Source organism: Verminephrobacter aporrectodeae subsp. tuberculatae At4 (assembly GCF_000193225.1).
Lineage (GTDB): Bacteria > Pseudomonadota > Gammaproteobacteria > Burkholderiales > Burkholderiaceae_C > Acidovorax > Acidovorax aporrectodeae.
Window position 1 is genome coordinate 1 of sequence record NZ_AFAL01001007.1, and the last position, 1,626, is coordinate 1,626.

Genomic DNA, 1,626 nt, shown 5'->3' on the forward strand with positions numbered 1-1,626 from the left:
TCAGCTCCGGGTCGCGCTCGTTGCCCGGCGCGCAGACGACGCCGTCCATGCCGCGCAGCGCAAAGGTGCGCAGGCTCTCCCTCTCGCGCTCCAGGTCGTTCAGGCCGTTGGCCAGCAGCAGCATGTAGCCGTCTGCGCGAAAGCTTTCCTCGAGCGCGCGGAACGCGCGCGCGTAGAGGGGGTTGGTGACGTCGGAGAACAGGCAGCCAATGGTCCTGCTGCTGCGCGAGCGCAGCGCACGTGCGGCGTGGCTGGGCTGGTAGCGCAGCGCGGCCACCGCCCGTTCGACCTGCTCGCGCACTTCGGCGGAGACATTCGCGGCGCGGTTGAGCACGCGCGAGACGCTGCCCACGGACACGCCGGCGAGCGCGGCAACGTCATGGATGCGGATTTTTCTGTCTTGCATGGGACGGATTGGTCATGGCGGCGGTTTCCGGGATTTCAGCACATGCGCACGCCGCCCCTGCGCGCTACGGACAAACCCGGGTCAAACGAATCGATCGACGGTGCTACGCTGCATGAATCGATTCACTGAGCAAGCAATCCTGGAGGCATCAATGCATGCGCAACGGCCTGTCGGCAGCCGATCGCACCGGGGCACGCCGACCCCCTCACGGCGCGGCCTGTTGCTGGGCACGGCCCTGGGACTTTTGGGCAGCGGCGCTGCGGCGCAACCGGCGAGCTACCCGCAGCGCCCGCTGCGTCTGGTGCTGGGCTTTCCGCCCGGCGGCGCCACCGACCATTCGGCCCGTATGGTGGCGCTGAAGATGGCCGAGCTCGTGGGGCAGCCGATCGTCGTCGAGAACCGCCCGGGCGCGTCCGGGAACATTGCGGCCGAGCACGTCGCGCGCAGCGCGCCCGACGGGTATACGCTGCTCTACACGACGAGCACCGTGCATGCGATCAACCCCAACGTCCACACCAAGCTGCCCTACGACCCGGTGGCCGACTTTGCGCCCGTGCTCTACGTGAGCCGCACGCAGCTCGCGCTGCTGGTGCACAACGCACTGGGCGTGGCGTCGGTGGCGCAGCTGCTGGCGCTGGCGCGCTCCCGGCCGGGCCGGCTGGGCTACGCATCGGCCGGATCGGGCAGCACCCAGCATCTGGCGGGCGCGCTGTTTTGCCGCCAAGCCGGCATCGAGGCGCTGCACGTTCCGTACAAGGGCAGTTCGCCGGCGCTCACGGACCTGATTTCGGGGCAGGTGGATTTCATGATCGATACCCTGTCCGCGTCCCTGCCCTTCATGCGCGGGGGCCGGCTGCGCGCGCTTGCGGTCAGCGGACGCACGCGCGCACCGGCGGCTGCGCAGCTGCCGACCATCGACGCCTCGGGCGTCAAGGGCTACGAGGTGATGGCCTGGGGCGGCATCGTGGTGCCCCGGGGGACGCCGGCGGACGTGGTGCGCACGCTGAATGCTGCGGGCAATGAGGCGCTGCGCTCGGCCGATATCGTCTCGCGGGCGGCCGACTCGGGCAGCGAGCTGCAGGGCGGGACGCCCGAGCGCTTTGGCGCCTGGATCGGCGAGGAGCTCGCGCGCTGGAAGCTTGCGGTGGCCGCCGCAGGGGTCGTGGCGCAATGAACGGGCAGCAGCAGCACGACCCTTGCGCGCTCGCGGTGCAGGCGCA

Annotated in this window: 2 protein-coding genes; one reads left to right on the forward strand and one right to left on the reverse strand. The window is 70.4% G+C overall.

The window, feature by feature from the left end:
- On the reverse strand, nucleotides 1–406 hold a 406-nt coding region (locus VTU_RS0124525; RefSeq protein WP_010110433.1), incomplete at its 3' end, for a LacI family DNA-binding transcriptional regulator.
- A gap of 220 nt (nucleotides 407–626) precedes the next feature.
- On the opposite strand from VTU_RS0124525, the gene VTU_RS0124530 reads away from it, so the two are divergent.
- Entirely contained in the window at nucleotides 627–1,580 is a 954-nt protein-coding gene (locus VTU_RS0124530) for a Bug family tripartite tricarboxylate transporter substrate binding protein (protein WP_010110434.1), read from the forward strand.
- Nucleotides 1,581–1,626: the final 46 nt, after the last annotated feature.